The 5,816-nt window shown below is 51.7% G+C and carries 2 tRNA genes and 3 rRNA genes; all 5 read left to right on the top strand.

Annotation, left to right across the window (positions count from 1 at the left end):
* Window positions 1–437 precede the first annotated feature (437 nt).
* Window positions 438–1,974, top strand: a 16S ribosomal RNA gene (locus AD664_RS00025).
* 123 nt (window positions 1,975–2,097) lie between these two features.
* Window positions 2,098–2,174: transfer RNA gene (locus tag AD664_RS00020), tRNA-Ile, on the top strand.
* Window positions 2,175–2,204: 30 nt separating this feature from the next.
* Window positions 2,205–2,280, top strand: a tRNA-Ala gene (locus AD664_RS00015).
* Between the two features lie 246 nt (window positions 2,281–2,526).
* Window positions 2,527–5,418 (top strand): 23S ribosomal RNA (locus tag AD664_RS00010).
* Window positions 5,419–5,555: 137 nt separating this feature from the next.
* Window positions 5,556–5,671 (top strand): 5S ribosomal RNA (rrf, locus tag AD664_RS00005).
* Together the 16S, 23S and 5S rRNA genes with 2 tRNA genes alongside form the textbook arrangement of a ribosomal RNA operon.
* The last annotated feature ends 145 nt before the right edge of the window (window positions 5,672–5,816 follow it).

The following is a 5,816-nucleotide window of genomic DNA, read 5'->3' as shown; positions in this document are numbered from 1 at the left end:
CAGTTCATCGAAGTCCGGAAGCCGTGGATAAGGCGCTGTAGTTTGGCTTTATCAGCGGTTCGATCCTCCCGGTCGAAAGCGGTGAAAAAGAGGTGTTGACAGCAGCGAACAACGCTGTAGAATTCGCCTCCCGCTAACGAGAGATCGAAAGCGCAAGTGGTTGAAGTTGTTAATGTTTCCCACGGGAAACTTTGAAAAACTTCTTAARTAACCGCTTGACAGCAACACCAGGCGCTGTAGAATGCGCGCCTCGGTTGAGACGAAAGAATCAAYCACCGCTCTTTAACAACTGAATCAAGCAATTCGTGTGGGTGCTTGTGGAGTCAGACTGCTAGTCAACAGATTATCAGCATCACAAGTTACTCCGCGAGAAATCAAAGATGTAACCAACGATTGCTGAGCCAAGTTTAGGGTTTTCTCAAAACCCAAAGATGTTTGAACTGAAGAGTTTGATCATGGCTCAGATTGAACGCTGGCGGCAGGCCTAACACATGCAAGTCGAGCGGTAGAGAGGTGCTTGCACCTCTTGAGAGCGGCGGACGGGTGAGTAATGCCTAGGAATCTGCCTGGTAGTGGGGGATAACGTTCGGAAACGAACGCTAATACCGCATACGTCCTACGGGAGAAAGCAGGGGACCTTCGGGCCTTGCGCTATCAGATGAGCCTAGGTCGGATTAGCTAGTTGGTGAGGTAATGGCTCACCAAGGCGACGATCCGTAACTGGTCTGAGAGGATGATCAGTCACACTGGAACTGAGACACGGTCCAGACTCCTACGGGAGGCAGCAGTGGGGAATATTGGACAATGGGCGAAAGCCTGATCCAGCCATGCCGCGTGTGTGAAGAAGGTCTTCGGATTGTAAAGCACTTTAAGTTGGGAGGAAGGGTTGTAGATTAATACTCTGCAATTTTGACGTTACCGACAGAATAAGCACCGGCTAACTCTGTGCCAGCAGCCGCGGTAATACAGAGGGTGCAAGCGTTAATCGGAATTACTGGGCGTAAAGCGCGCGTAGGTGGTTCGTTAAGTTGGATGTGAAAGCCCCGGGCTCAACCTGGGAACTGCATTCAAAACTGTCGAGCTAGAGTATGGTAGAGGGTGGTGGAATTTCCTGTGTAGCGGTGAAATGCGTAGATATAGGAAGGAACACCAGTGGCGAAGGCGACCACCTGGACTGATACTGACACTGAGGTGCGAAAGCGTGGGGAGCAAACAGGATTAGATACCCTGGTAGTCCACGCCGTAAACGATGTCAACTAGCCGTTGGGAGCCTTGAGCTCTTAGTGGCGCAGCTAACGCATTAAGTTGACCGCCTGGGGAGTACGGCCGCAAGGTTAAAACTCAAATGAATTGACGGGGGCCCGCACAAGCGGTGGAGCATGTGGTTTAATTCGAAGCAACGCGAAGAACCTTACCAGGCCTTGACATCCAATGAACTTTCCAGAGATGGATTGGTGCCTTCGGGAGCATTGAGACAGGTGCTGCATGGCTGTCGTCAGCTCGTGTCGTGAGATGTTGGGTTAAGTCCCGTAACGAGCGCAACCCTTGTCCTTAGTTACCAGCACGTTATGGTGGGCACTCTAAGGAGACTGCCGGTGACAAACCGGAGGAAGGTGGGGATGACGTCAAGTCATCATGGCCCTTACGGCCTGGGCTACACACGTGCTACAATGGTCGGTACAGAGGGTTGCCAAGCCGCGAGGTGGAGCTAATCCCATAAAACCGATCGTAGTCCGGATCGCAGTCTGCAACTCGACTGCGTGAAGTCGGAATCGCTAGTAATCGCGAATCAGAATGTCGCGGTGAATACGTTCCCGGGCCTTGTACACACCGCCCGTCACACCATGGGAGTGGGTTGCACCAGAAGTAGCTAGTCTAACCTTCGGGGGGACGGTTACCACGGTGTGATTCATGACTGGGGTGAAGTCGTAACAAGGTAGCCGTAGGGGAACCTGCGGCTGGATCACCTCCTTAATCGACGACAGCAGCGGCTCCATGAGCTCCCACACGAATTGCTTGATTCATTGAAGAAGACGATTAGAAGCAGCTTTAAGCTCCAAGCTGATAGCGCACGCTAACAGTTACAAGCTCGAAATTGGGTCTGTAGCTCAGTTGGTTAGAGCGCACCCCTGATAAGGGTGAGGTCGGCAGTTCGAATCTGCCCAGACCCACCAATTTTGTGTGGGAAACGCCTGTAGACATACGGGGCCATAGCTCAGCTGGGAGAGCGCCTGCCTTGCACGCAGGAGGTCAGCGGTTCGATCCCGCTTGGCTCCACCACTACTGCTTCTGACACTGAAAGCTTAGAAATGAGCATTCCATCGACGCGATGGTGAATGTTGATTTCTGGTCTTTTGACTGGATCGTTCTTTAAAAATTTGGGTATGTGATAGAAAGATAGACTGAACGTTACTTTCACTGGTAACGGATCAGGCTAAGGTAAAATTTGTGAGCGTTCTTAACTGAACATGCAAATTTTCGGCGAATGTCGTCTTCACAGTATAACCAGATTGCTTGGGGTTATATGGTCAAGTGAAGAAGCGCATACGGTGGATGCCTTGGCAGTCAGAGGCGATGAAAGACGTGGTAGCCTGCGAAAAGCTTCGGGGAGTCGGCAAACAGACTGTGATCCGGAGATGTCTGAATGGGGGAACCCAGCCATCACAAGATGGTTATCTTGCACTGAATACATAGGTGCAAGAGGCGAACCAGGGGAACTGAAACATCTAAGTACCCTGAGGAAAAGAAATCAACCGAGATTCCCTTAGTAGTGGCGAGCGAACGGGGACTAGCCCTTAAGCTTCTTTGATTTTAGCGGAACGCTCTGGAAAGTGCGGCCATAGTGGGTGATAGCCCTGTACGCGAAAGGATCTTAGAAGTGAAATCGAGTAGGACGGAGCACGAGAAACTTTGTCTGAATATGGGGGGACCATCCTCCAAGGCTAAATACTACTGACTGACCGATAGTGAACCAGTACCGTGAGGGAAAGGCGAAAAGAACCCCGGAGAGGGGAGTGAAATAGATCCTGAAACCGTATGCGTACAAGCAGTGGGAGCAGACTTTGTTCTGTGACTGCGTACCTTTTGTATAATGGGTCAGCGACTTATTTTCAGTGGCGAGCTTAACCGAATAGGGGAGGCGTAGCGAAAGCGAGTCTTAATAGGGCGTCTAGTCGCTGGGAATAGACCCGAAACCGGGCGATCTATCCATGGGCAGGTTGAAGGTTAGGTAACACTGACTGGAGGACCGAACCGACTACCGTTGAAAAGTTAGCGGATGACCTGTGGATCGGAGTGAAAGGCTAATCAAGCTCGGAGATAGCTGGTTCTCCTCGAAAGCTATTTAGGTAGCGCCTCATGTATCACTGTAGGGGGTAGAGCACTGTTTCGGCTAGGGGGTCATCCCGACTTACCAAACCGATGCAAACTCCGAATACCTACAAGTGCCGAGCATGGGAGACACACGGCGGGTGCTAACGTCCGTCGTGAAAAGGGAAACAACCCAGACCGTCAGCTAAGGTCCCAAAGTTATGGTTAAGTGGGAAACGATGTGGGAAGGCTTAGACAGCTAGGAGGTTGGCTTAGAAGCAGCCACCCTTTAAAGAAAGCGTAATAGCTCACTAGTCGAGTCGGCCTGCGCGGAAGATGTAACGGGGCTCAAACCATACACCGAAGCTACGGGTATCACGTAAGTGATGCGGTAGAGGAGCGTTCTGTAAGCCTGTGAAGGTGAGTTGAGAAGCTTGCTGGAGGTATCAGAAGTGCGAATGCTGACATGAGTAACGACAATGGGTGTGAAAAACACCCACGCCGAAAGACCAAGGTTTCCTGCGCAACGTTAATCGACGCAGGGTTAGTCGGTCCCTAAGGCGAGGCTGAAAAGCGTAGTCGATGGAAAACAGGTTAATATTCCTGTACTTCTGGTTATTGCGATGGAGGGACGGAGAAGGCTAGGCCAGCTTGGCGTTGGTTGTCCAAGTTTAAGGTGGTAGGCTGAAATCTTAGGTAAATCCGGGGTTTCAAGGCCGAGAGCTGATGACGAGTTACCCTTTGGGTGACGAAGTGGTTGATGCCATGCTTCCAAGAAAAGCTTCTAAGCTTCAGATAACCAGGAACCGTACCCCAAACCGACACAGGTGGTTGGGTAGAGAATACCAAGGCGCTTGAGAGAACTCGGGTGAAGGAACTAGGCAAAATGGCACCGTAACTTCGGGAGAAGGTGCGCCGGTGAGGGTGAAGCACTTGCTGCGTAAGCCCACGCCGGTCGAAGATACCAGGCCGCTGCGACTGTTTATTAAAAACACAGCACTCTGCAAACACGAAAGTGGACGTATAGGGTGTGACGCCTGCCCGGTGCCGGAAGGTTAATTGATGGGGTTAGCTAACGCGAAGCTCTTGATCGAAGCCCCGGTAAACGGCGGCCGTAACTATAACGGTCCTAAGGTAGCGAAATTCCTTGTCGGGTAAGTTCCGACCTGCACGAATGGCGTAACGATGGCGGCGCTGTCTCCACCCGAGACTCAGTGAAATTGAAATCGCTGTGAAGATGCAGTGTATCCGCGGCTAGACGGAAAGACCCCGTGAACCTTTACTATAGCTTTGCACTGGACTTTGAATTTGCTTGTGTAGGATAGGTGGGAGGCTTTGAAGCGTGGACGCCAGTCTGCGTGGAGCCATCCTTGAAATACCACCCTGGCAACTTTGAGGTTCTAACTCAGGTCCGTTATCCGGATCGAGGACAGTGTATGGTGGGTAGTTTGACTGGGGCGGTCTCCTCCTAAAGAGTAACGGAGGAGTACGAAGGTGCGCTCAGACCGGTCGGAAATCGGTCGTAGAGTATAAAGGCAAAAGCGCGCTTGACTGCGAGACAGACACGTCGAGCAGGTACGAAAGTAGGTCTTAGTGATCCGGTGGTTCTGTATGGAAGGGCCATCGCTCAACGGATAAAAGGTACTCCGGGGATAACAGGCTGATACCGCCCAAGAGTTCATATCGACGGCGGTGTTTGGCACCTCGATGTCGGCTCATCACATCCTGGGGCTGAAGCCGGTCCCAAGGGTATGGCTGTTCGCCATTTAAAGTGGTACGCGAGCTGGGTTTAGAACGTCGTGAGACAGTTCGGTCCCTATCTGCCGTGGACGTTTGAGATTTGAGAGGGGCTGCTCCTAGTACGAGAGGACCGGAGTGGACGAACCTCTGGTGTTCCGGTTGTCACGCCAGTGGCATTGCCGGGTAGCTATGTTCGGAAAAGATAACCGCTGAAAGCATCTAAGCGGGAAACTTGCCTCAAGATGAGATCTCACTGGAGCCTTGAGCTCCCTGAAGGGCCGTCGAAGACTACGACGTTGATAGGCAGGGTGTGTAAGCGCTGTGAGGCGTTGAGCTAACCTGTACTAATTGCCCGTGAGGCTTGACCATATAACACCCAAGCAATTTGCGCTTAGAAAGCCAGATTGCGGTGTGGTGAAGACGAAACGAACCGAAAGTTTGCGGCTCACACCCGATCACATACCCGATTYGCTGGAACGCTGAAAAGCGCGCTGGCTCAAGAATTTCTTGACGACCATAGAGCATTGGAACCACCTGATCCCATCCCGAACTCAGAAGTGAAACGATGCATCGCCGATGGTAGTGTGGGGTTTCCCCATGTGAGAGTAGGTCATCGTCAAGATTGAATTCCGAAACCCCAATTGCGAAAGCAGTTGGGGTTTTGTTTTAGTAGAAGTTATCGATTTTCTCCGGCTCGTTGCTGTTGAACGGGCGGGACACAGAATTTCTTGACGACCATAGAGCATTGGAACCACCTGATCCCATCC

This window comes from Pseudomonas sp. P97.38 (assembly GCF_001269745.1).
GTDB lineage: Bacteria > Pseudomonadota > Gammaproteobacteria > Pseudomonadales > Pseudomonadaceae > Aquipseudomonas > Aquipseudomonas chlororaphis_E.
This window is presented reverse-complemented; position numbering and strand designations above follow the sequence as displayed.